The organism is Thauera aromatica K172, assembly GCF_003030465.1.
Lineage (GTDB): Bacteria > Pseudomonadota > Gammaproteobacteria > Burkholderiales > Rhodocyclaceae > Thauera > Thauera aromatica.
The window spans coordinates 2,261,946-2,285,643 of sequence record NZ_CP028339.1; the positions used below are offsets into that span (position 1 = coordinate 2,261,946).

A 23,698-nucleotide genomic window follows, 5' to 3' on the forward strand; every position below is an offset into this window, starting at 1 on the left:
CTCAAATCTCCTTCACGCGACAAAAGAGTTCGTCTTCAAGAATTTCCCCGCCCGCGGTCGTGACCTTGATGGTGATCTTGTATTGCACCCCATCCGTGCCGCCGCTTACCCAGATCCGGGCGCGATCCCCCGCCACGAGAACCGGGGATACTTCAAGCCCAGCAGGCTCAGCCCTGCATTCGTCGATCGTTCCGATCTCGTCGCCTGGGTCGAGCGCATCGGTGTAGATCACACTCTTGCTCACGCGCTCACCCGGCTGCTTGCTGAAAGAGCCCAACTTCATTGCGTTCTCCTGAATTCCCGCAGCGCATCCCAGCGCTGGAGTGAGCGAAGATCGGTCGGGCGATAGAACTGCTGCTCCGAGGGGTCTTCGCCGTAGATATTCGTGTAGCCCTCGGACGGGGCAAGCAGGACCATCTCTGCGTCGCCGGAAAGCGCTGCGCCACGCACCCCGTTCGCTTCGGCGATGATCTGAATGGAAGGGGCGGCCTCTGCCGTGCGCCGTCTGTTCGCTGCAAGCTCAAGCGCGACATCGAGGGCGGCGCTTGCGCTGGCGGTTCTGCGATAGACGTAGCCGGCGCCTTCCAAGGTCACCAGCAAGACGGCTTCTGCATCCCCAGGAATGAGCACCTCTCCACTCAGCCCGCCTTCGGCATGTAGAAGTAGCGCGCCCTGCCCACCGCGCACTGCGCTGGCCTGGCCTATGGGGGTGACAGGGACCTCGATGACAAGCTTGCCGCGCCCCGTTCTGCGCAGCGCTCCGGCTGCACCCGCAGCGACCTCAACTGCCGCCGACGCCCCCCCGACCTTTGCGCGCAATGCGTTGATCTGCGCATCCAGCGCGGAGGCTGCCGCCCCCGATGCCGTCCTGCGATAGACGTAGCCGGTGCAGGCGGGAATGATCTGTACCGCAGCCTGTCCTCCTCCGCGCACGAATACTTCGCCCGCGAGGTCCGTCGCACCCTGCACGACAGCAGCGCCAGTCCAGCGCCGATATACCCGGAAGTCCGCATCGAGCGTCAATGTCTGAACCGCGCCTCCGGCCATCGTGGGCTTGGAGAGTCGGCCTGCACCGATCGCGTGAAAATCGACCGTGGCGGACCCGAGCAGGGTTTGCCTGCGCATCCCCTCATCCGTGACGCGGACCTCAACGACCGGGGAACCCCCGGCAGTGAGGTGTCGCACGCCTTCGTGGATGTGCGCCGGGTCCAGCTCTGCGGTGATTGCCAGATCATTCGGAGCCTGCGCCGCTCCGCGACGAATCGCAGAGGCGGACAGGTCGCCCATGAGCGCCATCGAAGCGGTGGCGCTGCTCCTGCGCGCCCGAGTGCCGTCGACTTCTGCAATCAGCGGCCGGATCTGCGCCTCGCCGTCGATAAAGACGACGCCGACGTGACCTGCGGCGTGCAGAAAAATGCCTGCGCCACCGAAGCCGAGGACGGTGCGCTCGAAGTACAGGATTCCGGTGTGCGTGATGGTGAACGCACCCCGACCGCTGCGATACACCGTCTGCGCCAGTTCAGCCTGAACTCGGATCGGCGCATCCAGTGAAGCGAACCGCTGCGCACTCCCCAACAGACCCGCCTGAACCTGCATGGGGGCATTGCCGCTGGCCCGGACGGTGCGCAGCCCTTCCAGCGAAGCATCGAACCCTGCAATCGCCTCCGCCGCCCCGAAGACGGCGAGGCGCGACGCCCCGTTGAGGGGGCGTGCATTCAGCGCAGATCCGTTGAGGCGCATGACCTATCGATTACCGGGCAATCATGCGCAGCGCGCCGGGGATCGCGCTGAAAATATCGGTCGGGTCAATCGTCTTCGGCGCGGTCAGCGGGGCATGCGCCCACATGTTTCCGCCCGTCGCCGCGTCCCACACCGAAAAGTGCGTGACTTGGACCGAGCCGGCGCCGTTGTTGGCCGGGAAGTTGATGGTGTTGGCGTTGGTGATCTGCTTGCCACCGCCGGCCTCATCGGCAGAGGCCGTCCAGGCGGACGACAGCGGCGTGCCCACGGTCATGCGCTCATACGAAGGCCAGGCCGTCGTATTGACTTCCGTGCCCGCAGTAGCGGCGTCGGTCGGGTCGGCGGTGTGCAGCGCGATAAAGAAGTTCGACGGCAGCGGAAGTTGCGTGCCGCGGAAGTGCTCGAGCAGCGCGGATTCGAGGTAGTTGGATGCAGCGGACATGGGTAATTCTCCTTACAGGGGATGGGGTCAAGCGGTGGGGCGAAGGTTGGGATTGGTGCCGGCGCTGTTGCGGTTGATGTCGCTCGCCTGCTCGCCCGCCGCGCGCCCGCCGATCTGAGCCGAGAAGGCCTGCAGGTAGGCCACCGCCAAGTCGGCGTTGGCGGCGTACTCGGCGTCCTTGCTGTAGCAGCGATGCAGGGTGTAATTGACGATCGCCGGCATCCAGGTGTCGTCGAGCTGGAGCGAGCCGCCATCGACCACTTCAGTTGGCGCGACGGCATAGACGATCTCGAGCGAGCCCTGATTGATCGCCGGCTGCGGCGGATAGACGTAAAACACCTTCTGGTTCTGCGGGTCGAAGGTGTAGTGGATGACCTCGGCAGAAGCGGTGCCGGCGTGCCAGAGCGGGTTTTGGGCGTCGAGAATCTCGCGCGTCACTGCGCGCGGCGCGCGCCCCGGGGTGGCGCCGCCCGCCCCCATGTTTCGAGTGATGTCGATCAGCGTCGTGCCGTCTGCCGGCAGTTGCTGCCGAGTGCCTGCGGAGAGCGTGACGACTGCGGTCTTGACGCATGCATCGGGCTTGATGGCGACGATTTCGCGCTGCGCGTCCGAGACGTAGGTCAGCAACTCGGCGACGGGCCAGCGGATGTGGGTGGTGTCTTGCAGCAGCGTGGCAACGCGGCCGATGACGGCTGTGGTGGTCAGGGTGGCCATAGGGCGCTCCGGGTCAGTTGCCCGGATGCTGCCGCCATGGGCTTCGCAGGGGTGCCCTTACGGCACAGGCCGCACCCGCAGACGCCCCCGCCCGGCGCCGACCTGCGCCTGCGCATAGGCGCGCTCGACACCGCCCTGGAAGGCTTGCGCTGCCACGCTCGCCCGGCTCATGTCGCCCTGCTGCAGCAAGAGCCGCATCAGGGCGCCGGCGGCAATCGGCTCGCGCCAGTAGCGCACCAACTGGTCGTCGAGCACGGTTGCGCTCATGCTCGGCTCCACTGCAACGCGCAGCACGAGACTGTCGGCGCGAACGGGGGTCTCGGCGAGCTCGATCAGGCGCGGCACGGGCTGCACGAAGCCCGTGGGCTCACCTGCCTCGGGCAGATCCAGGGACGCCATGGGGCGCCGATCCAGCGCCCGGTCGCCGACGATCACCGCCGCAAGAACGCGTACCGGCTCGCACCCGATCACGTCGACGTCGTATTCGCGCACACCGGGGATCAGCTGGATCGGATCGGTGCGCTGCTGCCAGGCCAAGCTCTGGCGGCAGAATTCGATCGCCGCATCGACCAGTGCGCGGTCGATCGCCATTTCTGGCATGTTCGGCACGTGCGGGATGATGTAGGGGTAGAGCGCGGAGAGGGCAGCCATTTAGCGTGCTCGCTTGCCCATTTGCAGGCGCACGGTATCGAGAAGCTCGGACTTCTTCATCCCCGCATCGAGCACGACGCCGAAATTGCGGTGCGCGTACTGCGCGAGTTGATCCTTGGTCATCGCTTCGAGGTTGACCAGGGGCGGCAGGTTGTCCTGCTCTTCACGCGGCAACTCCTCGACCTTGATCTCGGTCTTGCGCTTCCTGGCATCCTCGAATTCCGGGTGGCGCAGCAGCTTGATGGCGATGTGCTCGGGCACGTCCTCGCGCGTGTCGCCGATCTCCCAGTGCAGCTTCGAGCCGTAGAGGTGGTCGGTGAATGGCTTGGGGCCGTTGTACTTGATGGCGATGGCCATGGTTTCCCCCGTTATGCTTAGCGAAAAAAGGGGGCCGAAGCCCCCTACTCCTGCACGATCGATCAGGTCAGCGCCACAACCGAATCGAACGCCATCACGCCGTGGTCCTTGACGTGCGCGCCGCCGAGGTTGAAGCGCAGCTTGGCCTTGCCGCCCATGCAGTCGCCGCCCACTTCGAGTGCGCGCCCGAAGTTGTAGGGGTTTTCGAGCCAGTCGAAGTGATAGTCGCTGCCCTTGTTCTTGCCGTAGGCGTTGCCCAGCGCTTGCGCGCCAAGCAGGATCGCGCGATCGACTGCGAACCCTGCAGTGATCCCCGCCGGCAAGGCGGTGGCGGTGCCGGTGCCGGTGGCCTTGTCCGCCGCCAGGACCGAGGTCAGCGAACTGCCGGTGCCGTGGCGGATGGCGCGGTTGAGCTTCTTCACCAGGATGCCGTTCCACATGCCGACTTCGCCCTTGAACAGCGGGTGCTTGGAGCCGTAAGAGGCGCGGTTCCAGGCGTTCTGCTGGAAGGAGCGAATATCGTTGCTGGTGGCCTTCAGGAGCTGCGAGTACTGGCGCGGCGACACGTACAGCACCCACATCGGCTCATCCGAGGCGGCCGGGTCGTCGGCGATCTTGACCGGCTGCAGCGGGAAGGCCATCTCATCGAGCAGGGTGCGGATGTTGTCGATGGATTCCAGCGTCAGCACGTCGGCCGTGGCGATCGCGCCGATGTTGGCTGCGGACGGGGTGGCCAGCGATGCCCCCGCGTTGTCGATCAAATAGTGGCTCTCGAAGGTCGGCGGCGTCACGTCGTTGACCAGGATCGAGGCAAAGTCGCCGTCGGACGACAGCGGCACGATCCAGTCGTCGTTGACCTCGGTGCCGCGCGCCCCGGCTAGATGCACCAGCGTGGTCTGGTCGTCCAGGCGGGCAAAATAGCTCGTCAGGTTCGCCATGGCGATATTGCGCAGCTGATGCACGGTACGCTGCTGCGCCATCTTGCCGCCGGCGTCGACCACCTTGGTCATCAGGTCGATCTTGACCTCCATGCTGGCGTTGGTGAGCGCGGCCCCCGTGCCCTCGGCGTCGGCGTCGCCCATGATCGGCTTGCCGCCGATGGTGCCGAACACGTCGACCGAGACCTTGTCGCCGGCCGTCTTCGACAGGTCGGTGATGCGCACGACCGGCATGTCCTTCGAGGTCTGCCCCTTGAGCTTGTTGATGGCGTCGCCGGTGCTCGGCGCCGGGCCGGTGAGCGCGCGGGAAAAGCCCGGTTGCTTCTGGGTCTGCGCGAACAGCGCGACGGAAAAGAGCTTGCGCGCCAGCGCCGAGCCGGCTGCAACGTTGGTGGCGAAACCGCCAGTGGATCCTGCCATGGTGTATTACTCCTGAATCACGGGTTCGGTGTCAGCCGAGCCGAGCAAGCAGTGCGTTGATCTGGTCCGGAGTCATGCCCGCCATCTGGGCCCCGAGCCTTTCCACCGAGAGGGTCGCGAACTCCTCCAGCGGATCGGCTGCGGGCACCGCACCGCCCGGGATGTCCGAGAGCGTGCGCGGCTTGAAGGGCTTGTCCGGGTGTTGCGCTGCCGCCGGTTTGGCCGGGCGTGCTGCGGGCTGAGGCGGAGGCGCTGGGGCGCTGGCATCGGGGCCGTAGAAGGCATCCACGATCTGCACGGCGCGTTCCAGGCGCTGTTCCAGCGTCAGCTGTCGATGAGCCGGCGAGTCTTGCAAGCGCTGATCGGCCTCGACGGCGGCCTGCCAGCGCTCCGGGTCGTTGTGCTCCCAGTGCAACAGCACCGGGTTGGCATCGACCGCGGCGCGGACGCGGGAGGCCTCCTGGTCGGCGCGGATCGCATCATCCTGCTCGATGCGCTGCGTCACCTGGGAGAGCTTGGATTCGAGCTTGCGCGTGTGCTCGAGCAGCGCCTTCACCGCCGGGAAGTCCTCGGCCATCGCATCAAGGTTGGCGGCGGAATCTTTCGCCTCGCCTTGCTGTTGCGTGCCCGCTTCCGCGGCAGCCAGTCGCTGCTCAAGCGCCTTCATCGCCTGCTCGGCCGCACGCCGCTTCTCCCGCTCGGTCTGGAGCACCGAGTAAGGAATTGCGTGCTTGCCGTCCCGGCTCAGAACGGGCGCGTGCTCGTCCTGCCCCGCTTCGTCCGCTTCTTCCTGCTTCGCTTCGCCCTGGGGCTCGCCGGCCGTATCGGCCTCCTCCGCTTCGCTCGCGCCGTCCGTTGCGCTCGGTTCAGACTGTTCGGCTTGCGGCGCCTCGCCGGCGAGCTGAGCCATCAGCGCCTCGATCGCGTCGGGGTCGCTGGGCAGTTCGTCGGGGTTGGCGGCGTAGTAGTCCAGGTCTTTGGGCTCATCCATGTGCTTCGTGTCCTCTGTCGGTCGGAGTCCGTGGGTGGCGCGCACGCCCTTCACGCCGGGCCGCGGGGTGCGTTGCCATGGGCGCTTTGTACGCATACGAGCAACAGAGGGGTGCCCTTGTGCGGAACCGATGCGCGTCGGCGAACAATCATGGCAAAGAAATGCCCGGCGCGAGGCCGGGCCATCTCGCCAGGGCAAGGGAGGAGACACTAGGGGTGCTGCGTGATCGCCATTGCCTGGCCGGCGGTCGCAGCACGGGTCTGGAGGGTGTCGGCGCGCAGCTTCGCCACCTCGGCGGCGGCCTTCTCGGCGGCCACCTGCTGCGCCTGCTCCTTGACCGCGAGCTCGCCGGCCTTGATCTGCAACTCGGCGTCCTTGCTCTGCAGCTTCGCCCGCGCGTCGGCGAGCGCGGCCTGCAGCTGCTCCAGCATCTGCGCCATCTGCACCTTCTCAGGATCGGGCTGCTGGCCATCTTCGCCCAATCCAAGTACCTTGCGCACCAGGTCGGCCATTTCGCGGCGCTTGGGCAGTTCGGTCGATTCGAGGAAGTACGGCACCAGCGGCGCCTGCAGCTGCGGCGGCAGGCCCTTGATCACCTCGGCCACCATCGTCATGGCCTGCGCGCGGTAGGCCGGCGTGCTGGGCACGTCGTTGAGTGCCACCTTCACCAGCGCCTTGCTGACGTCGTTCTCGCGGTATTCGAGACCGGTCAGCGCATCGACCATGGGGCGGTTCAGCGTCACCGGCCGGGGCTTGCCCTCCTCGCCTGCATCGATCGTCACTTCCACGCCGGCCAGATCCTGCGTCACCAACTCGAGCAGGCGCTGCCCGACCAGCCGCCGCGCAAAGCGGTAGTTGTCGGTGATCTCGGCCTGCATGGTATTGCCCTGCTCCACCAGGCCCTGGATCGCCGTCCCGGACTTGGCGCCATCGGTGGCGCCGAGCATCGCGTTGTAGATGCCCGCGACCTTCTGCATCGCCTCGCCGGCCTCGGTCATCACCTGGAACTGCTGCGCCGTCAGGTTCAGGTCAGTCTCGACGTTGATGCCGTTCGCGTTGCGCCGACCCGGGTCGAGCACCACCACTGCATCCGGGCGCGCGATCTCGTCGGCGAGGTCGGTGAAGTCGTTGTAGTTGCGGTCGAGCGCGTCGGAATCGACCATCACCCGCTTGCTGGCAAGTAGCCACTGCAGCTTCTGGCGGCGGGCGTTGATCTCCTTTTGCAGCGGGATCAGGTCGCGCACTACGCCATAGGGCACGCGCGAGCGGTCCTCGCGGTAGCCCCAGAACGGCACGTAGGGCAGATGGTTGCTGCCGTAGTCCTCGTCCTGCAGCTTGTGCGGGCCGACCCACAGGCTCACGCGCAGCTTGGTGAACACCGCCTCGCGCACCGTGGCCAGCCCTTCGGCGGCCGCCAGCGCGTGCAGGGGGTTTTTCTTGTCGAACTCCGCTACGCGCCCATCGGGGAGCTTGATCACCTTCGCGCGCACCGGCACGCGATACCAGATCTCGCGCAGGCACACGAGGCCGCTGTCGGTGTTGCGCCACTCCTGCTCGAGCCAGCCCGAGCGGTGCTCCGAGTCGTAGGCGCGCATCATGCGCTCGTCGGTCTTCGCCAGATCCATCCACTCCGGCGCCCAGCCCGAGCCCACGGCGCGGATCATGTCGGCCTCGCCAGGGAAGTAGGCCACCAGAGACTCGGTCGGATACCAGCGCTCGCGCACCAGGTAGCGCGCATCCGCCAAGTCGGGCTTTCTCGCCTGCCAGTCCCACCAGATCTCGGATCGATCGACGGCTTCGACCCGGTAGTCGTACCCAAACGGGTCCGCGTTGCGCGTCACGTGCACCCAGCCCAGCCCGGCCTTGATCTGCCCGGCAAAGGCCTCGCTGCACGCCTGATCGGCCAGGGTCTCGCGCTCGGCCTCCATCAGCTTGGCCGATAGCGCCTCGGCCATCTCCTGCTGCTCATCGCGGTCAGCCACCACGCGCCAGTCACTGCGCGTCTTCGCCTCAAGTCCGAGCACCGAATTCACCAGCGGCTTGATCTGGTTGATGATGATCGGCGCCATGCCGCGCGCCTCAAGTTCGGCCACCTCGTCGGCGCCGAGTTGGTTGCCGTCGTAGAAAGAACAGGCGCGATCCGACTCCGCGCGCCAGGCCGGCTGCAGGCGGATCTGATTGACGATCTCGCGGTACTGCAGATCAGTCAGGCCGGAAGTGTCGGGGGTGCGCTCGTCTCGCTGCATGTCTTGGTCGCCGGGTAGAGTGGGGCGAACCGTGCCACTGCAAAAGCGGCGGGGGTGCCCTTCATCAGATCACCCAGCTGCTGCGCTGGCGGCCGCTACGGCCGGGGGCGCGGCGAGCGCGGAAGCCGGCGTCGGACTGCGCCTCGCGGTAGCCCTGCGCAAACTGGCGGAACGCATCGGCCGCCTCCGAGTGGATATCGTGCAGCGGCGTGGCGCGCCAGGCGCCGAGCCGCGCGTCCCACTCCTTGCGGTAACTGCCGAGATGGGCGAGGCCGTCCTTGCAGCCTTCCTCGTCAAACCAGCACTGCCCGAACGCATCGCGCACCATCTGAATGCCATGCGTCACGTCGTCGACCCGCGGCACGATCACCCAATCGCCACCGATCTCGAACTGGCGCAGCTTGTCCTCAGCCGACTCCATGCTCGCGCCCTGCTGGCGCTTGTGGCTGGCGTCGTGCGGCAGGTAGTGCTTCCCCCAGACGCAGCCCATCGCCTGCATCTGCTTGATGAAGTAGCTGTAGGGCTCGCCCCAGCCTTCAATGAAACGGAAAAATCGGTGCGTGAGGCCCTGCTGCTGGTGGAACCAGATCGCCGACCCGTCGCGCCCGCCGATGTCCCAGAAGGTATTGACGGGCACGCCCTCGAGGTGAGGCACGGCGCCGATGCGTCCGCCCTTGCGCGCCGCGGCCAGCTGCACGGCGTAGTAGGTACCTTCGGTGGAGACCTTGAATGCCTCGTCCGGCGTGCTCGGATATTCCTGCCACATCTTCTGCGGGTCGCCGGAGAACTCGCTGTCGCGCGTGGCCACGTACCAGTAGCGCTGCTGCTCGTCGAGCGTGCAGCCCATCTCTGCCTCGATCTGGGCGAAGTGCTCGCGGTCCTTGTCGGTAATGACCGATGCGCCCGGATGCGGCAGCCGGTAGGCCTCTTCCTGCCACCATGGGAAGAAGTGGAAGCGATAGTCGCGCGGGGAGAGCGGCGATCCCTTCTCAGCCACCGCCTGCGCGCGCATCGTCATCTCGTAGAACTCGCCGGACTGGCCTTCGGCGGTGGACTCGATGATCGCAACCCCATCGAGCGGCACCGCCGGCAGCGAACCGGTGACCACCTCGGCCGCCTTGGCCGGGTACTTGGCACCGATCTTGCCGAACTCGGACACATGCAGCCGGTGGATCGTCCCCGAGCGCATCGAGGTCGCCACCCGGATGCTGCTGTTGTTGTGGGCGAACAGCAGCTCCGAGGCGCTGTCGCGCGCCAGCGGCATGCGCTCGCGCAGGAAGGCCGGCAGCCGGTCGTAGGCGAGCTTCACCTTGTCGCGAAAGATCACCTCCGCGGCCTCACGGTCCTGGGCAATGATGCCGCAGCGCTGGTCGGCATTGAACAGTGCGTGGTCGAGCCAGAGGATGGCGACGAGCGTCGTGAACCCGAGCTGACGTGCCTTGAGGATCACGTTCCGGTGCCACAGCCGCACGATCAGCCGGCGTTGCGCCCGGTTGGGGATGAACGGCACCACCGAACCCGCGCCGTCGTCGCTCTTGACCATGATCTTGTAGAGCGCGCCCGAGCACACACGCCACATCGGATCGGCGAGGCAGCGCAGGATGTCCGCCTCGTTCTTCGGGATATAGTCGAGCGCGATGCTACTGGCTGCCATCGCCCACCACGGGTAGCGCAGACCGGTTCAGCGCGGCCAGGAACTCGGCGATCGGATCCGACTTCTGGCGGTTGTCCTTCTCGTACAGACCGTGATGCTTGAACAGCTTCTCGAGCGCGCTGTTCTTGTCGGCGATCTTGTACTTCTTGAGATAGCCCACGAACACGCGATCCTTGCCTGATCCCTCGAACTGCTCCAGCACCTCGATACCGGCAACGGCCGCGGCGGTGTCGTCGTCGAGTTCGTGAATGCCCTTCGGGCTGCCGTCGTCGTTGAAGAGCTTGCGCGGATCGAACAGCGCCAGTCGCGCCGCTTCGAGCAACGCGCGGTCGGCGGTGATTGCGGTGCGCTCGCCGCGCGCCTTCATGCGCTCTGCCACCGCGGCAGTCACGTGACTTTTCGTAAGCAGCTGCGGGCCAATCCACTCGGCAGTCTTCTTGCTGTATCCAGAACGAATCGCCGCCTGCGTGGCGTTCAGGTCACACAGATACTCATCCACGAAGCGCTGCTGCCTGGCGGTCAACGACGCCATCGATCAATCCTCCATTCTCACTACCCGGCGCGGCGCACCGGCCGGCACGGGCATCACTGTAGGGAAAAGCGCCGGGCAGGGGTGCGCCTGCTCGGCAATGGTCGAGAGCCGGTATTCCCGGCGCTCCTCCTTCGACCGGGCGCTGCCGCGGTAGATGACGATGCGCTCCTGCGCCTCGCCGATCAGCACCAACCGGCGCAGACCGAAAGCGATCGGGCGGTAGCTGGGCGGCCAGGCATAGAGCTGCACCCGCTCGGCGAGCATCTTGCGGGCAAGCTCGGCGGCCTCGATTGCACACACCCAACCGCCAGCAGCCTTCAATGCTCCGTAGGCCGCGATCGTCGCTTTATGCCTCATCTCGCGCGGGTTCATCGGGTGCCGCCCTCCTCGAAAAGATCCCTCGCCCCCTTGCTCGACCACTCCCGCACGATCACCCGAGCCTCCGGGATCTGCCCATAGCGCTTTCGCACCTGCGCATCGGCCACCTGCTTGTCGTCGATGAACACAATCCCGTTCATCGCATCGCAAATCGCCTTCCCCACGTTGTCCCAATCCGGCTTCGTTTCCGGCGGGAACTCCCCCCCAAGTGCCGCGGCCCGCTTTTTCTTCGACCACGACGCCGGCGGTGTCGTGATCAGCACCAGATCCAACTCCACTGGCCCTTCCATCGGCGCCCTGCCCCCCATCGCCTGCTGCGCCGCCATGGCCACCAGGTTCTCGTAGCGGGCGGTCTTGTCGGGGGTGAACATGCGCACCCCGGCCCTCATCCGGGATGCCCTCGGGCGCCCCTTCCCTACCGGCCCCCCCGGCACGACGAACTCGATCATCGCCAATCCCCCTCCTCCCCTCGGTTTCCCTTCGCCCACTGCACGGTCGCATCCGACGCCAGTGCCGAATACGTACTGCTGCGCTTCATGGCCTCGACTGCAGCTCGGTTTCCCTGTGCCCTGAATCGAAGCAGCTGGCGCACCAAGCAGCGATGTTTGAAATCGCCCCCCCACGCTGCCCCCCTTTCGATCTTCGGGAGTAGTTCAGTTTTCGGCTGCACGACGCTGGTCTCTGGCCTGCAGCGCTTTGACTGACGTCATGCCGCGCTCCTGGCGTCGACCACGCGCAGCTTGGTGCTGGCGAAGCCGGTCGCCGCAGCGCATGCGGTCGAGAAGCCGATCAGCGGCCGGTTCGTGCCGCCCTGCATCACAGCCTCGGCCTTTTCCGCATCCCCGATCAGGCACGGCGGGTCGGAGCACAGACCGCGACGCACGTTGTCAGCCTCGGCGATTCCGGTCAGCACCGGCGGATAGTCGGGGCGCTCGTTGCGCATGGCGTAGCCCCGGTACCGGTTCTCGAACTCCTTGGCCACGAACGGCCACTCGTCCTCGGTCTTCAACGCCAAGCCCACCCAGCCGCCCATGTCATGCAGCACGCGGTGGATCAGCGCGTCGTCGAAAGCCACGCTGGCGTAGGGGCCGACGTGACGAACCGCCCTGTCGATCTTCGCCCAGGCCCGCAGTGCGGAGTCCTGCGTCGTCCCGCCGAGCATGCGGCGCACATCGGCGATCTTCGGCATGAACTGGCCGGTGTCCGGGTTCTGGACATGGGCATTCAGCGCATGGCGAACAGCCGGCAGATCGAGATCCTTCAGCCCCTGCCAGTAGATCGCAATCACCCCCGGCGACAGCGGCTTGCCGCAGTACTCGGCCACCGCCTGGAGCATGTCGGAGAACGCATCGAATTCGTGTTGCTGCATGGCTTCACCCCTCGCCGAAGATCATTCGCTTGGCCTCATCGGCCGCCTGTCGGTTGCGGTCGGCCAGTGTCGGGGAGGCGCGCGGCAGGGGTCGGACCTTGGCCGCATCCCGGCGCCGGCCTTCGGCGGCAGCGAGGATCCAGGCGAACCCCTTGGTACGTGCAGCCGGCTCTTGCGCAACAGCGATGATTTCGTCGGGAGTGATGCCAGCTTCCAGCAGCGCCAGGAGCTTCGGATTGCTGGCACTGGCGGTTTGCAGGCCGGCATTCCGAAGGGCCTTGCAAACCTGGCCGGCGACTTGGGCGATGGACTGAGCGTCGCTGTGCGGGGTGCTCTGCGCCGCGCGCGAGTCCTCGCTTGTCGACGGAGACGGAGACGGAGACGGAGACGGAGACGGAGACGGAGACGGTGCACTGCTATTTTCTGCTGCTCGCATGCTTGTAGCAGGCTCATTCAGTGCTATCGCATTGCTACTAGCAGAAGGACGCAGGCGTGCGGCGTACTCCGGCATCATCTCTGCAGCCTTCTCGCGTCCGTGGTGCTTGCAGAGCGCAAGCCACTTCGCCTTTTCAGATCGAGCATCCGCACCGGCCGCCCACGGGTTATGTTCTGCCCAGTCGTGGATTGCGTAGGCTCCGTCATCGCCGTCGATGAACCCCACCTCGACGAGCGCGCTGATGAACGCCCCTTCCTCGCCTTGCCAGTCCGCAGCAAGCTCAATGTCCTCGCCGGTCATTCCGGACAGGTCGCCATCCGGGCGCGCTTGAGCCACCCAGAGAAACAGGCAAACGAGTCGCCACGCCCCAGCCTCTCCGACTCTCCGGATCAGCTTCTTGGTCTTCGGGTGCGACGGCAGGCCGACGCTGATACGCGCATCTAACATCAGGTAGCCTCGCTGCCGTCTTTGTGGCTGTACGCGCGCTCAATCTGAGCCAGGCGCTTGCTGACGTACTCCTTGGCAATGAAAACGAGTTCGTCAATAACGACCGGCTCGCACACGCTCCACGCCATTGCTTCGAGAATCGCGTCCAATGACTCCTTGGCCTTCTCCTGCCCACAGGACGCACGCAAACTGGCAACCAGGTTGCGGATCGTGCCAACATCCCCGGCCAGAAGCCCGAGGCTGCGAAGCTCACGGATAAGGCCGGTCTCATACTCGCCACGGGTTTCGTGTTCGTCCTCATGGCAAGTTGCGCAGAGCGTCACGAGGGCGCTGCTCGGGTATTCCCACGGCGCCTTGCTGCTCTCGTAGTAGAGGTGGTGCACGTTCAGGGTCTTTTCGTTCTCACCGCACTGCACGCATGAGAACTGGTCTCGGCTCATGATTTCGAGCCGCTTCTTCTGCCAGTTCGGGTGGAGCAACAGCTGTCGGTACGAATCCTTCTTCATGCCTCGCCTCCCATCCCGCCCGTAAAAGGGTCGGGCGTGCGGGGGCGGGCAGGCATCGCCCCCGCGCCGGTGGCCACCGGCTGCCCGATTGAAAGAAGAAGGTCTTCGTGCCGGAAAGGCATCACTGGATCGTCCTCACAGACGGCGCCGGCAGCGCCTTCGGCTTGCGCGGCTTCGGCAAGGCATTGGGCGGCATCGCGCGGCCCCGGCTCGCGTGCGGCTCGAACGGCGCCACATCGCCCTCGCGCAGCGCGCGCAGGCCCGCAATGGCCGCGCGGGCGACCGCCTCGGCAAAGCCGCACTCCTGGCCCCACGCGCCACTGAATCCGCCCTGTTGTGCATGGTCGAACGCCGGCCCGGAGAGGGCGGTCTGGATCGCCTTGCACGCTTCGGCTTCATCGAACTCGGCGAGCTGCGCCACCTCGGCGAAGAACGCCGCACCCTGCGCGAACGCCGCGCCCCAGTCGTCATCCTGCCCGTGCGCCACGCTCCAGTTGATGAGCCGCCCCTGCTCGTCGCGGCGGGTGAAGGAAAGGTCGTCGCGGCTGCGGATTGCCCGCTTCACCGGGGCGGCCGCCGGCGCCGGCAGGCCCAGTGCCTGCTTCTCCATCGCGATGAAGTAGCGCCGCGCCAGGCGGCCCTGCGCGTTGTTCTCGACCATCGACAGCTCTTTGGCCATGTCGAGGGAGAGGTGGTAGTCGGTGCTGTTGTGACCGCCGCGGGTTTTGCTTCCCAGATTTGGGAAGCAAACGGTGAAGTCTTCGCCTTCGACGAATCCGTACTGCTCGATGCGCAACTTGATCCAGTCGGGGAATTTCTTGCCGACCTGCAAGAAGGCATGCAGATCGCGGGCATTGCACAGAAGGGTTTCGATGCCGGCCAGGGTGCCGGTGAAAACGGGGACGAGCGCGGTGGACGCGCCTTGGGCGGGGTGTGCCATGGTGATGTGCTCCGATCGGTTCGTTGCGAACCGCCCATCTCGCTTCCCAACGAGGGTGGGCGGCATCCGAACGGGGTGGGAAGTACCGGCGGAGCACCGGCGAGCCTTGCGGCTCCCCCGCCCGGCGCCGCCCATAGAGGACACACCAGACGCAAAAAAGCCGCTCTGCAGAACGCTGTGCGGCTTTCGGCCGCTCCGATTCGGGCTTCCCAACCCGGTCGCCGGCTGTTTTCCGGCGACAGGCGAAGAGTAGTCCGGGCGGGCATGCAAGTCAATGCTTGTGTGTGCATTCGAATGTGCATACACTGCAAGGCATGGAGATTGAATTCGACCCGGAGAAAGCTGCGCTGAACCCCTTGAACCACGAAGGGGTGACGTTTCAAGAAGCGGCGCCGGTGCTGCTCGACCCGTATGCCCTGACCCGTGAGGATGAGGATGCCACGGGCGAACCCCGCTTTGTGACGCTGGGCATGGGCGGCCGGGGCCGGATTCTGATCGTGGTGTGGACGCTGCGCGGTGACAATCCGCGCCTGATTTCGGCCTGGAAGGCCAACAAACCGCAACGGAGCCGCTATGAGCAACAATTCTGACCCGATGTTCGAGCAGTACGCCGACATGGATTTCACCGACGCCAAGCCCGTCGCCAAGGTGCCGGCGCTGGCCCGGCTTCAGGCCGAGCGCGGCGGCAAGTCGCGCATCACCATCCGCATCGATAACGCGACCTTGGCCGTGTTCAAGGCCCGCGCCGAAATGGCCGGCGGCAACTACCAGACGCTGATGAACGAGGCGTTGGCTCAGGCTGCGCAGGGGGTGACGCTGGCCGACGTGGTGCGCGAGACGATCCGGCAGGAGCTGCGCCACTAAGCGAAGATCGGCCGCCCCCGCGCCGGCCGCCTGGATCGCACTCATTCCCCTTGCCCGCCCGATTCCTTCCCTGCTCCGGCAACCAAGGCCAAGCGGTGGGCATATAGACTGGCCACGTACTCATGACCATGGACGTGCAGCATGACGAGCTCGCGCAGGTACTCGCTGGTGGACATGCCGGCATTGCGCGCCGCGCGGTCCAGCCCGTCCTTGGTGTCCTCGGGAACGCGGATCTTCGGCAGCTCGGCCGTGAGTTTGCCCAGCGGGCTGGTGTGGCCGCTGCGGCTCAATGAAAGTGACATGACAGGTCTCTCCGGAAAAAGGGCGGCTTCCCCGATGCGGGTAGGATGTGAAGTTCCACCAACACGTCCTTCACAAAGGGGAAGCCATGAACGGGAACATCGCCCAGTTGCAAGCGGGCACATTCGGGTCGCAGGCCGCAATGCAAGCGGTGCTGAGAGCGCTCCTCACAACGCACCCCGACATCGACGTGCTGCTGCGCGCCTTGAAGTTCGAAGGAGAAGAAGCGCTTTCATTGCTGCTCGGTATGCACGTGCCTGACGCATCGCTAGACGCTTTCCGCGATACGTGGAATCACTTGGTTCCATTCCCAGATGGCGGGCCAGATTCGCTAGACCCTCGGCTCTAGTGGATCGGGGGCAAGCAGCCAGAATGACGGATCCGCGGTCGGCAGCCATCACACCGCCTCCCCCCGCCGATCGGGCTCGACCCGGCGGTCGGTGACGCCGTGCTCGCCTGCGCCGTACAGCGGGTGGGGGGTGGGGGGGGGGGAAGAGGCGTCTGAGAACGCATCCGGGCGCGCAAGCCGGAGAAACTTCAGCCAAGGCTTCGGTATGCCCGCCTTTCGCCACTCCGACACGGACGGCGGCTTGAGATCGCACATCTTCGCTACGGCGGTGGTGCCGCCGAGCCGGTCGATGAGCGCTGAGGGGGTGGTGTTTGAGTCCATACACAATATTAGGCGCACCTAACCAGCGAGGTCAAGTATGCCTATTGCGCCTCTTGTTAGGCTTCCCTACATGAGCACGCTTGCCGACCGCATCCAAGAAGCGCTAGACGACACAGGAGCCATCGCTGCGGATTTGGCACGCGCGTGCGGCGTCAAGCCGCCGTCGGTCAGCGCATGGCTTTCCGGGGACACAAAATCGCTGAAGTCGTCCACCGCCATCCGTGCCGCAGAATTTCTAAAGGTGAATCAGCTCTGGCTGACCGAAGGCCGCGGCCCCAAGCGCCCCGAGGGCGGGGCGGCGGCCTTGCCGGAGCCGGAGAGCGCCGAGCCGACCGTCGCCGATCTGCTCGAGCGCTTACGTGCCGAGATCTCGACCCAGCCCGAGGCGGTCAAGCGTGCGATCGCCGAGTTGGTAACCGAGTATGTGACTACGCCAGATGCGTCTGCAGGCAAGGCTGTTGCGGACGCCATTCTGAGAATCCTTGGACCGCGTACATGATTCCAGAACACGACGAACACGGCCTGCTCCCGCCAGGCATCCATGCCTGCACGCTGGACGAAGTGCGTCGGCGCTTTTGTTGGACGGATCGCCGGACGCTGCTGTTCAATGGTCTGCGCAAGCTGATCAACGAATGGTGGCTCCCGCAGGGCATTGACGGGAGTGTGCTGATCGACGGCAGCTTTTCCCGCACCAAGGCCGAGCCGGAAGACATTGACGCGGTGTTCGACCTGGCGCCGGACGCCCCCTTTGAGCGTGTCGCCATTTGCCTGGTCCGCACGCAGACAGAACACGCGCGGCTGAAGTCGATCTATCATGTCGACGTGTGGGCGCGTCATCCTCTGATCAAGAACGACCTGTCGCTGTTCTTTCAGTACCTAGGAGACAAAGGCGCAGCAGAACTGAACCTGCAGCGCACACATCCAAAAGGCATTCTCAGGATTTCACCATGAGCCAAACCGGTTTTCCTGCCTGGAACGGCAGCCCAAAAGACGCCATGCGCGTTTTTCTGGAGCACTGCATGGAAGTCGGACTGCTGGCTGCGCGAAACGGAATGGAGGTCAGACCCAACGAGCTTGTATCCGGGGTAATCGATCAGCTCGACAAGATCGCTCGCGAGTCCTACCCGTTGTTTCAGGTCATCGAAAATTCAGATCTGGTGCTGCATGCAGAAGGCCCTGGCGCGCAGCATGACTTACCTTGGCTGTCCGCGCTCAACTGGCTGACCAGCACGGCCAACAAGAACATGCGCGGGCTGCTGCGCACCATGATTGACTTGATGGGCGTCGACGGTAAGCGCGTCGCTCGCGAAGCCGATCTGCGCCTGTCCGGCCTTGCGCCAGGTAGCGTGTGGATTGGCCTCAAGCTGATGGTGCCAGACTCCCCCTTGCTGCCCGCAGACATCCAACTGGGCTATCGGCTGTCTGAAGCCGCCGCCCGCCTGCCCATGCTGGCCCGCTTCATCGACGACGAAGGGCTGCGCCCAGGCTTGCGCGAAGCGGAGCCTGATCCCGCCCAGCGCGATGCCGCCATGAGCTCTCTTCTTGCGTTTGCCCCGACCGGCAAGCGCGGCATTCACACGCTGGGCATTTCGTCCCGCGAATACGGCGCCGCCACACTATCGCAACGAGAGCGCGTCGTGCTTCAGGAAGCGCTTCGCCGCCCTGTTGATAGCCGCCTGCGTGCAGGCGTCTTGCAGGGTGAAGTGCGTGAGGCCGACCTGGATAAGACGCGATTCCACCTACGCACAGCTGACGGTATCGTGCGCTGCGTTCATTCTGCACTGCGCGTCGATCAAGCGCGCAGCATGCTGGGGCGCATGCACAGTGTGTCTGGAAAATACGAAACCGATGCGGATGGCCGCCCTCGCTTGATGTACGTCGAGCGCATCGAGCCCATGCCGGAAAGCGCCTCCTTGCTCTAGACGGATGCCGCGGCCGGACCGCAAGCTGCCGCCTGATCTGCTGCCCGTTTAGCGCAGCCCGTATCGTCGGCGCGGTGCGCGGGGCGGTAAAAAAGTACAGATAGGAGGCGCTTATGAACTCTGCGGGGGTGTTTTCCCGGCTATCCAGGGGGGTCGCAGTGTGGTTTGCGGTCGCCAGCCTGTATTCCCCCGCCTTCTGGGTCATATCCAAGTATGGCCTATCCACAGACGAAATCAGCCCCGCACACGGAGTTGCGCTTCTCCTGATGCTGCTCCCTCTATTGGTATTTTTGGAGTTCTCGTCCATGAGTCGAGAGCAGCACCAAGAGCACCTTGAGGAAGAGCGCCAAGCGTTCCGCCAAGGTTATTCAGAAGGGCGAGCAGCGGGGAGACAAGAAAGAATCCGCTGACGATCGCGCCGCGGGGCAGCGCCAGTCGCGGGGAGACTGAGGATTTTCAGGAGGAGGGTAACCATGCGTGCATTCTTGATCTTCACTGCAGCACTTTTCAGCTTCATTGTCACGCCGTCGATGGCTGGAGCTCAACCGGCCTCGATCTCCGAACAGGTGATCCTCGAGCACGGTGGAGGCTGCCGAAAGAGTTCGCCTCCAGGCAAGTGCTGCCACATGGACAACCGCGCGGGCAAAGTTCATTGCCATTGATGCAAGAACGGATAAGCCAGCCTCAGACTCCGCCCGTGATCACGATTCCGCAGCCTACACCGACCAGCTGCGGACGACGGCAGACTTATTACCTGTGAGCGCCGCCAGATCAACCACCATGGCCGCCTGCGGCGACGGCGTGGTGCGCGAGGCGGTGAAGCGGCGCAAGGGAGGCGAGAATTGACCAATGCAGCCAACGGCATCGTGGAGTAGCCCCATGCCGCCCATCAACTTCTCCCGCTCCGGGCGCACCGGCCCGTTCGGCAAGCTCACCGCCGAAATCCCCAAGATCCGCGTCCCGGACGACACCAAGGACGAGCTCGAGCGCCTTGCCCGGGCGGCCGGCATCACCCTCTCCGAATACCTGCGCGACCTCCTGATGGTCCATGCGCACGGCGTGGATGTCGTGCGCGCGCTGTACGAAGAGCGCCTGTCGGCCGTCTCCCGCAACCTGGACGACAACGGAAAGATCGCGGGGTGAGATTGCCCCCCGCTGCGCTGCTGGCGTCTGCCGTGCCGTACCATGACGGCTCCATAACCTGCGGAGTCCATCATGAAACGCATCGCCGCCACGCTCGCCCTGGTTCTCGCCTCCTCGCTCGCCGCCGCGCACTCGGGCGGCACCAATGCGGCCGGCTGCCACACCGACCACCGCACCGGCGCCTATCACTGTCACTGAGGAGCGTCGATGTCCTTGCATGCGAGGCCCGATTCCCGAACGACCCCATCCAAGGTAGCCGAACTCATTGCCTGCACGCGAGCAAGCGCTTCGGCTTCCGATGAAGCCGTTACGACGAACGAAAACAGACGGCCGCCGAACTCATAGGTAAATCCATAATTTTCAAAGGTAATATCATTCATGGCAACGGTCACCTATCCATGCTATTGGCAAAAAAAGGACAACAAAGGTCAGTGGTACTGGATCTACTACGCAAAGAACGGCGAGGAGATTGCTCGGAGTAGCGAGAGCTACGTGAACCGCTCCGACTGCGCCAATTCGATCGCGCTGGTGCAGAACTCCTCGGGCCACAAGATCTACTACACCGAGTAACAAGGAGTCCGAAATGGCCATTGGACACAGGAGGCATTCCCGATGTCTGTCCTTTTTCATGGCAATGGCCACCTATCCGACAAGCCGCCCTTGAGGCGGCTTTTTCACGTATTCGCCTCATGGGCAGAGGCGACAGGGAGGGATGGCGGCATGCCTGCGTGATTCGGCAGCCGCCCCGTTACGGCGGCACATGCTGCCCCCCTCCCCTGCCTCCCGGAGTAGCAGGCTCCGGGTACAACACCGCCGATTACAGATCACCGTAACCGCCGGGCGCCTGGCGGTTGCTTTAACTGGAAAACGCCCCATGTTCAAAGTAACCGTCCAGCTCAGCTTGAGCTACCAGCAGGCCCTGCGCATCATCTGGGTCCTGCTCATGCTCTTGCTGGGTTAGCAACACCCCGGCCCCGAAAGGGGTCGGGCCCATCCACCACGCCTGACGGCGTCATGAATCCTGGTCCTCGTCGCCCCGGCTGATCTGCACCTGGATGCGCACGCACCCGGCAGCCCAGCCAACCCACCCCAGCGCAACGAGCAACACGGCCCCCAGGCCGATCCACCTCAAAACCTCGTCCATTCCGGCTCCAGCCTCGGCCTGCGGCCTCGATCACGTTTCCCCCGGTCGGCCTCCGCCTCCGGGGTGGGGTCATTATTGCACGAAAAATTAGGCATGCCTATTGACGCAACGTTTAGGCGCGCCTAATATCACCCCATCGCCACTCGCTGAGGCGGCCCCGCTCACCGGGCCAAGTCTGGAAAGCCGGTATCTCCGGCAGCGGGCGGCGACACCGCAAACCCACCTGGAGCAGCCATGACCCAGACCGTCAGCGAACAGCTAGCCCTCGAGCGACTGGCCCGCAAGCACGAGCGCCACCTCAAGTTCGCCCGCCACTCGCCGCGAGAGCAGCGCTTCCTGCCCTTCGTTGAGGACAGCCGGATCCCCGAGATTCGGGATGCGGTAATCGGCGCGGTGGCGTTCTTCGGCCTCATCGGTGCGCTGGCGACGATGCCCTGGTGGATGCCGTGATTTTCGATCGATACATGGAGACCTTGCAGGCATGAATGCACCCGAAAAACTCGACCTCGTGTCGATCCGCGCCAGCTCACTGGCTGAGCTTTTCGACTGCCCGGCACGATGGGCCGCCAAGCACATCGATGGAAAGCGCTTACCGCGCTCTGCTGCAGCGCAGCTCGGCACCGCGGTTCACGCCAGCACCGCGGTCTATGACGCCTCGCGCCTCACTGGCGGTCGCCCCGTGACCGCCGATGACGCTGCAGGAGCACTGGTCGATGCCATCCGCCACCCCGAGGAAGACGTCGAATGGGAAGACACCAAGCCGCAAGAGGCCGAACGCATCGGCCTATCGCTGCACGCCCGGTACTGCGCCGAAATCGCGCCGCAGCAGAAGTACCTGGGCGTTGAAGTGGCGTGCGAGCGGCTTGAAATCCCGGACCTTGGCATCGCGCTGACCGGCACCACCGACCGTGTGCGCGAAACCGCCGACGGCCAGATCGGCATCGCGGACCTGAAAACCGGCGGCCGAGCAGTGGGTGCAGACGGCACCGTCACCACCGCAGGCCACGGCCCGCAGATGGGCGTCTATGAGCTGCTGGCCGAGCAGGTCATCGGTCGCGCGATCACCGCCCCGGCGCAGATCGTCGGCTTGAACACCGGCAAGACCGCCGCAGCGCAGCGTGTCGGCACCGGCGAGATCGAAGGCGCCCGCGCCGCGCTCGTCGGCACAGCCGAGCAGCCCGGCATGCTCGAGCACGCCAGCCGAATCATCCACTCGGGCCTGTTCTTCGGCAACAGCAAATCCGTGCTGTGCAGCCCGAAGTTTTGCCCGGCGCATCCGACGTGCCGTTTCAAGGGCTAAGTCATGACGAACGATCACGAGCGCTGGGAACCGGTGGCCGGCTTTGAAGGGCTCTACGACGTCAGTTTCTCCGGCCGCGTTCGCAACGCCCGGAGTCTGCGTGTCCTCAAACCCAAGAGCGCAGGGGCCGGCTATTCACAGGTTTGCCTTGGTGCGGGGAACTACCGGTACGTGCACCGGCTTGTTGCGGATGCCTTCCATCCCAATCCGGACGGACTTCCTCAGGTGAATCACCTCGATGGCGACAAGCGCAACAACGCCGCCGACAACCTCGAATGGTGCAGCCGCTCAGCGAATCTCCGTCACGCCTACAACGCCGGCCTGCTCAAGACGACCGCGTGCATGAACCCACGCAGGGGCGCCGCGCATCACCGCAGCCGCCGGGTCTGCATGCGCAGCGAAGCGGGCCACATCCGGATCACCTACGGGTCGATCTGCGAGGCGTCACGCGAAACAGGAATCAACTTCTCGTCCATCCATGGCGCAGCGCACGGCAAGTTTCAGCAGGCCGGCGGCTGGCACTGGGAATTTGAACCGCAAGGAGAAACACATGAACGCCCCTAATTCCACCAGTCTTTCCGCCCTTCGTGCGCCACAAGAGGCCAGCATGCCGCCGGTGCGCGCTGGCTTCTTCGACCTGCAGAGCTTCGAGCTCATGCAGCGCGTCTCCAAGGCATTTTCCGCGTCGGATCTGGTGCCGCAGCAGTACCGCGGCTCCGACAAGATCGCCAACTGCATGATCGCCATGGACATGGCGCAGCGCATGGGCGCCAACCCGCTCATGGTGATGCAGAACTTGTACATCGTGCATGGCACGCCGAGTTGGTCGAGCAAGTTCCTGATCGCCACGATCAATGCGTCGGGCCGCTACTCGTCGCTGCGCTACGAGTGGAAGGGCGAGCCGGGCAAGCCGGATTTCGGCTGCCGTGCATGGGCTGTTGAGCGCGAGACCGGCGAACGCCTCGACGGCATCTGGGTGACGTGGGAGATGGTGAACGCCGAGGGCTGGAGCAAGAAGAATGGCTCCAAGTGGCTGACCATGCCGGACCAGATGTTCGTCTATCGCGCCGCAGCGTTCTGGCAGCGTGCCTATGCCCCCGAGCTTGGCATGGGCCTGCAGACAGTCGAAGACGTGCACGACGGCCTTGTTCTGGAGCGCCAGGTTGATGGGACGTTCGCCGTCAGCATGGACGATCTGCGCGCACCACCGCCCGCAGCACAGCCCAAGCTGGAAGAGCGTCAGCCCACGACCGTTCCGCAGGCGACCCGCGCCGCCGAACACGTCGATGCCGAGACCGGCGAGATCCGCGAGCCGCAGCAACACCGCCAGGCTGAGCCGCAGTCTGGCCCGGGCTTCGCAGACGCGCACGCTGCGGTGCGCTCGGGTGACTTCGACCTCGCACGAGACATCGCCCGTTCCCTCCCCGAACAGCAGCGCCAGCAGATCGAGGCCGCGATCGCCAACCTGTCACCGGCAGCCGGAGAGAGCGAGAACCCCGCGCCGCAAGCGCAGCCCGCCCGCCGCGGCCGCGGCCAGGGTGGCCTGGGCCTCGAGTAACCGATCAACGGGGCGAAGCCGGCCATCCTCCCCTGC

General features: G+C 65.2%; 34 protein-coding genes. 14 read left to right on the top strand and 20 right to left on the bottom strand.

Going from position 1 to position 23,698, the window contains the following annotated elements:
• Window position 1: 1 nt before the first annotated feature.
• The 17 genes from Tharo_RS10680 to Tharo_RS10760 form a co-directional block, all read right to left on the bottom strand.
• Window positions 2-283 (bottom strand): phage fiber-tail adaptor protein, encoded by a 282-nt coding sequence (locus Tharo_RS10680; RefSeq protein ID WP_107221175.1) that lies wholly within the window; start codon window positions 281-283, stop codon window positions 2-4.
• Window positions 280-1,740: a hypothetical protein gene (locus tag Tharo_RS10685; RefSeq protein WP_107221176.1), complete on the bottom strand. Its 1,461-nt coding sequence runs from the start codon at window positions 1,738-1,740 to the stop codon at window positions 280-282. Before Tharo_RS10685 ends, Tharo_RS10680 begins: the two co-directional genes overlap by 4 nt.
• A 10-nt stretch (window positions 1,741-1,750) precedes the next feature.
• Window positions 1,751-2,182, bottom strand: a complete 432-nt coding sequence (locus Tharo_RS10690; protein ID WP_107221177.1) for a phage tail fiber protein — start codon at window positions 2,180-2,182, stop codon at window positions 1,751-1,753.
• Between the two features lie 27 nt (window positions 2,183-2,209).
• A complete protein-coding gene (locus tag Tharo_RS10695; RefSeq protein WP_107221178.1) occupies window positions 2,210-2,896 on the bottom strand; it encodes a phage adaptor protein in 687 nt (228 codons plus the stop codon).
• Window positions 2,897-2,953: 57 nt separating this feature from the next.
• Window positions 2,954-3,547: a phage adaptor protein gene (locus Tharo_RS10700; RefSeq protein WP_107221179.1), complete on the bottom strand. Its 594-nt coding sequence runs from the start codon at window positions 3,545-3,547 to the stop codon at window positions 2,954-2,956.
• Window positions 3,548-3,904: a hypothetical protein gene (locus tag Tharo_RS10705; protein WP_107221180.1), complete on the bottom strand. Its 357-nt coding sequence runs from the start codon at window positions 3,902-3,904 to the stop codon at window positions 3,548-3,550.
• A gap of 62 nt (window positions 3,905-3,966) precedes the next feature.
• Window positions 3,967-5,262, bottom strand: coding sequence for a N4-gp56 family major capsid protein (locus Tharo_RS10710; RefSeq protein ID WP_107221181.1), 1,296 nt, complete (start codon window positions 5,260-5,262; stop codon window positions 3,967-3,969).
• Between the two features lie 31 nt (window positions 5,263-5,293).
• Entirely contained in the window at window positions 5,294-6,253 is a 960-nt protein-coding gene (locus tag Tharo_RS10715) for a hypothetical protein (RefSeq protein ID WP_107221182.1), read from the bottom strand.
• A 209-nt stretch (window positions 6,254-6,462) separates the two neighbouring features.
• The gene (locus Tharo_RS10720; protein ID WP_107221183.1) at window positions 6,463-8,499 is read right to left on the bottom strand and encodes a portal protein; all 2,037 of its coding nucleotides are present in this window, start codon (window positions 8,497-8,499) and stop codon (window positions 6,463-6,465) included.
• A 64-nt stretch (window positions 8,500-8,563) separates the two neighbouring features.
• Complete coding sequence (locus Tharo_RS10725) at window positions 8,564-10,153, bottom strand: terminase large subunit (protein WP_107221184.1); 1,590 nt, start codon at window positions 10,151-10,153, stop codon at window positions 8,564-8,566.
• Entirely contained in the window at window positions 10,140-10,685 is a 546-nt protein-coding gene (locus tag Tharo_RS10730; protein WP_107221185.1) for a terminase small subunit, read from the bottom strand. Before Tharo_RS10730 ends, Tharo_RS10725 begins: the two co-directional genes overlap by 14 nt.
• A 3-nt stretch (window positions 10,686-10,688) precedes the next feature.
• The gene (locus tag Tharo_RS10735) at window positions 10,689-11,057 is read right to left on the bottom strand and encodes a hypothetical protein (protein WP_107221186.1); all 369 of its coding nucleotides are present in this window, start codon (window positions 11,055-11,057) and stop codon (window positions 10,689-10,691) included.
• Window positions 11,054-11,512, bottom strand: coding sequence for a RusA family crossover junction endodeoxyribonuclease (locus Tharo_RS10740; RefSeq protein ID WP_107221187.1), 459 nt, complete (start codon window positions 11,510-11,512; stop codon window positions 11,054-11,056). Before Tharo_RS10740 ends, Tharo_RS10735 begins: the two co-directional genes overlap by 4 nt.
• Window positions 11,513-11,769: 257 nt before the next feature.
• Window positions 11,770-12,432: a DUF6475 domain-containing protein gene (locus Tharo_RS10745; protein WP_107221188.1), complete on the bottom strand. Its 663-nt coding sequence runs from the start codon at window positions 12,430-12,432 to the stop codon at window positions 11,770-11,772.
• 4 nt (window positions 12,433-12,436) lie between these two features.
• A complete protein-coding gene (locus Tharo_RS10750; RefSeq protein WP_107221189.1) occupies window positions 12,437-13,315 on the bottom strand; it encodes a hypothetical protein in 879 nt (292 codons plus the stop codon).
• Window positions 13,315-13,821 (bottom strand): HNH endonuclease, encoded by a 507-nt coding sequence (locus Tharo_RS17745; protein ID WP_211309597.1) that lies wholly within the window; start codon window positions 13,819-13,821, stop codon window positions 13,315-13,317. Before Tharo_RS17745 ends, Tharo_RS10750 begins: the two co-directional genes overlap by 1 nt.
• Window positions 13,822-13,942: 121 nt before the next feature.
• Window positions 13,943-14,827 (bottom strand): antA/AntB antirepressor family protein, encoded by an 885-nt coding sequence (locus Tharo_RS10760; protein WP_211309598.1) that lies wholly within the window; start codon window positions 14,825-14,827, stop codon window positions 13,943-13,945.
• A gap of 248 nt (window positions 14,828-15,075) precedes the next feature.
• Here Tharo_RS10760 and Tharo_RS10765 point away from each other — a divergent pair, with 248 nt between their 5' ends.
• Window positions 15,076-15,351: a BrnT family toxin gene (locus tag Tharo_RS10765; protein ID WP_107221191.1), complete on the top strand. Its 276-nt coding sequence runs from the start codon at window positions 15,076-15,078 to the stop codon at window positions 15,349-15,351.
• Window positions 15,335-15,625 (top strand): BrnA antitoxin family protein, encoded by a 291-nt coding sequence (locus Tharo_RS10770; RefSeq protein ID WP_107221192.1) that lies wholly within the window; start codon window positions 15,335-15,337, stop codon window positions 15,623-15,625. The genes Tharo_RS10765 and Tharo_RS10770 overlap by 17 nt, the downstream gene beginning before the upstream one ends.
• A gap of 41 nt (window positions 15,626-15,666) precedes the next feature.
• On the opposite strand, the gene Tharo_RS10775 is transcribed toward Tharo_RS10770, so the two are convergent.
• Window positions 15,667-15,927, bottom strand: a complete 261-nt coding sequence (locus Tharo_RS10775; protein WP_159051683.1) for a ribbon-helix-helix domain-containing protein — start codon at window positions 15,925-15,927, stop codon at window positions 15,667-15,669.
• An 86-nt stretch (window positions 15,928-16,013) separates the two neighbouring features.
• Between Tharo_RS10775 and Tharo_RS17570 the strand changes: the two genes are divergently transcribed.
• From Tharo_RS17570 to Tharo_RS10815, 7 genes are all read left to right on the top strand, one after another.
• Window positions 16,014-16,274: a hypothetical protein gene (locus tag Tharo_RS17570; protein ID WP_159051684.1), complete on the top strand. Its 261-nt coding sequence runs from the start codon at window positions 16,014-16,016 to the stop codon at window positions 16,272-16,274.
• 391 nt (window positions 16,275-16,665) lie between these two features.
• Complete coding sequence (locus Tharo_RS10785; RefSeq protein WP_159051685.1) at window positions 16,666-17,094, top strand: helix-turn-helix domain-containing protein; 429 nt, start codon at window positions 16,666-16,668, stop codon at window positions 17,092-17,094.
• Window positions 17,091-17,546, top strand: a complete 456-nt coding sequence (locus Tharo_RS10790; protein ID WP_107221196.1) for a DUF6932 family protein — start codon at window positions 17,091-17,093, stop codon at window positions 17,544-17,546. Before Tharo_RS10785 ends, Tharo_RS10790 begins: the two co-directional genes overlap by 4 nt.
• Complete coding sequence (locus tag Tharo_RS10795; protein ID WP_245880881.1) at window positions 17,543-18,517, top strand: hypothetical protein; 975 nt, start codon at window positions 17,543-17,545, stop codon at window positions 18,515-18,517. The genes Tharo_RS10790 and Tharo_RS10795 overlap by 4 nt, the downstream gene beginning before the upstream one ends.
• Window positions 18,518-18,990: 473 nt before the next feature.
• On the top strand, window positions 18,991-19,179 hold the full coding sequence (locus Tharo_RS10805) for a hypothetical protein (protein ID WP_107221198.1): 189 nt from the start codon (window positions 18,991-18,993) through the stop codon (window positions 19,177-19,179).
• A gap of 217 nt (window positions 19,180-19,396) precedes the next feature.
• On the top strand, window positions 19,397-19,660 hold the full coding sequence (locus Tharo_RS10810; protein ID WP_159051686.1) for a ribbon-helix-helix protein, CopG family: 264 nt from the start codon (window positions 19,397-19,399) through the stop codon (window positions 19,658-19,660).
• A 72-nt stretch (window positions 19,661-19,732) separates the two neighbouring features.
• Window positions 19,733-19,858 carry a YHYH domain-containing protein gene (locus tag Tharo_RS10815; protein WP_107221200.1) on the top strand — a complete coding sequence of 42 codons (126 nt, stop codon included), beginning with the start codon at window positions 19,733-19,735 and terminating at the stop codon, window positions 19,856-19,858.
• On the opposite strand, the gene Tharo_RS17575 is transcribed toward Tharo_RS10815, so the two are convergent.
• Window positions 19,852-20,040, bottom strand: coding sequence for a hypothetical protein (locus Tharo_RS17575; RefSeq protein ID WP_159051687.1), 189 nt, complete (start codon window positions 20,038-20,040; stop codon window positions 19,852-19,854). The two genes, Tharo_RS10815 and Tharo_RS17575, sit on opposite strands and share 7 nt — an antisense overlap.
• Here Tharo_RS17575 and Tharo_RS10820 point away from each other — a divergent pair.
• On the top strand, window positions 20,039-20,230 hold the full coding sequence (locus Tharo_RS10820; RefSeq protein ID WP_107221201.1) for a YegP family protein: 192 nt from the start codon (window positions 20,039-20,041) through the stop codon (window positions 20,228-20,230). The two genes, Tharo_RS17575 and Tharo_RS10820, sit on opposite strands and share 2 nt — an antisense overlap.
• Before the next feature lie 442 nt (window positions 20,231-20,672).
• On the opposite strand, the gene Tharo_RS18075 is transcribed toward Tharo_RS10820, so the two are convergent.
• Complete coding sequence (locus Tharo_RS18075; RefSeq protein ID WP_281257399.1) at window positions 20,673-20,804, bottom strand: hypothetical protein; 132 nt, start codon at window positions 20,802-20,804, stop codon at window positions 20,673-20,675.
• A 234-nt stretch (window positions 20,805-21,038) separates the two neighbouring features.
• Between Tharo_RS18075 and Tharo_RS10825 the strand changes: the two genes are divergently transcribed.
• From Tharo_RS10825 to Tharo_RS10840, 4 genes are read left to right on the top strand one after another with little or no spacing between them, the layout of a single operon-like run.
• Window positions 21,039-21,254: a hypothetical protein gene (locus tag Tharo_RS10825; protein WP_107221202.1), complete on the top strand. Its 216-nt coding sequence runs from the start codon at window positions 21,039-21,041 to the stop codon at window positions 21,252-21,254.
• Window positions 21,255-21,312: 58 nt separating this feature from the next.
• The gene (locus Tharo_RS10830) at window positions 21,313-22,104 is read left to right on the top strand and encodes a RecB family exonuclease (RefSeq protein WP_211309599.1); all 792 of its coding nucleotides are present in this window, start codon (window positions 21,313-21,315) and stop codon (window positions 22,102-22,104) included.
• A gap of 3 nt (window positions 22,105-22,107) precedes the next feature.
• Window positions 22,108-22,668, top strand: a complete 561-nt coding sequence (locus tag Tharo_RS10835; protein WP_107221204.1) for an NUMOD4 motif-containing HNH endonuclease — start codon at window positions 22,108-22,110, stop codon at window positions 22,666-22,668.
• Window positions 22,655-23,662, top strand: coding sequence for a hypothetical protein (locus Tharo_RS10840; RefSeq protein WP_107221205.1), 1,008 nt, complete (start codon window positions 22,655-22,657; stop codon window positions 23,660-23,662). Before Tharo_RS10835 ends, Tharo_RS10840 begins: the two co-directional genes overlap by 14 nt.
• Window positions 23,663-23,698: the final 36 nt, after the last annotated feature.